At 76.8% G+C, this 986-nt stretch carries 1 protein-coding gene; it reads left to right on the forward strand.

The window, feature by feature from the left end:
• Nucleotides 1-119 precede the first annotated feature (119 nt).
• Nucleotides 120-944 (forward strand): enoyl-CoA hydratase/isomerase family protein, encoded by an 825-nt coding sequence (locus tag ACSNOD_RS31390; protein ID WP_436770472.1) that lies wholly within the window; start codon nucleotides 120-122, stop codon nucleotides 942-944.
• Nucleotides 945-986 lie beyond the last annotated feature (42 nt).

Here is a 986-nt window from a genome sequence, read left to right on the forward strand (position 1 = left end):
GGGGCCTGGTCGGGGGCGACGTGGGGTGCGATGATCCGTTGAACGATCGTTAACCCCACGGCGCGCTCCGCGCGCAAACGCGCCCGCGCGCCCACCCAAACCTCGCGGAAGGGCACCTCATGACCCCCGACGTCACCCCCGCGGCCACCGAAACCCGCTTCGGCGACTGCGTCGCCGTCCGCCGCCCGGGCTCGCCCCATGTCGCCGAGCTCGTCCTCGACCGGCCCAAGGCCATGAACGCCGTCTCCTCGGCCATGGCCCGCGCCCTCGCCGACGCCTGTCGCGCCCTCTCCGACGACCCGGACGTCCGGGCCGTCGTCCTCACCTCCTCCCACGACCGCGCCTTCTGCGTCGGCGCCGACCTCAAGGAGCGCAACGCGCTCACCGACGCCGAGCTGTCCGCCCAGCGCCCCACCGCCCGCGCCGCGTACACCGGCGTCCTGGAACTGCCCATGCCCACCGTCGCCGCCGTCCACGGCTACGCCCTCGGCGGCGGCTTCGAGCTCGCCCTCTCCTGCGATGTGATCGTCGCCGACCGGACGGCCGTGGTGGGCCTGCCCGAGGTGACCGTCGGCGTGATCCCCGGCGGCGGCGGCACCCAGCTGCTGCCGCGCCGCGTCGGCGCCGCCCGCGCCGCCGAGCTGGTCTTCACCGGGCGCCGCGTGGAGGCGGCGGAGGCCCGTGAGCTGGGGCTCGTCGACGAGCTGGTCGACGCCGGCCAGGACCGCGCCGCCGCCCTCGCGCTCGCCGAGCGCATCGCCGCGAACTCCCCCGTCGGCCTGCGCGCCGCCAAGCGGGCCCTGCGCCTCGGGCACGGCATGGACCTGCGCTCCGGCCTGGAGGTGGAGGACGCGGCCTGGCGGACGGTCGCCTTCTCCGGCGACCGCGCCGAGGGCGTCGCCGCCTTCAACGAGAAGCGCAAGCCGAACTGGCCCGGGCGCTAGCCCCGGCCGAAGCGGCCCGCCCCCACCCGTACCGCCCAAGCC

It is taken from the genome of Streptomyces sp. URMC 123, from assembly GCF_051386515.1.
Lineage (GTDB): Bacteria > Actinomycetota > Actinomycetes > Streptomycetales > Streptomycetaceae > Streptomyces.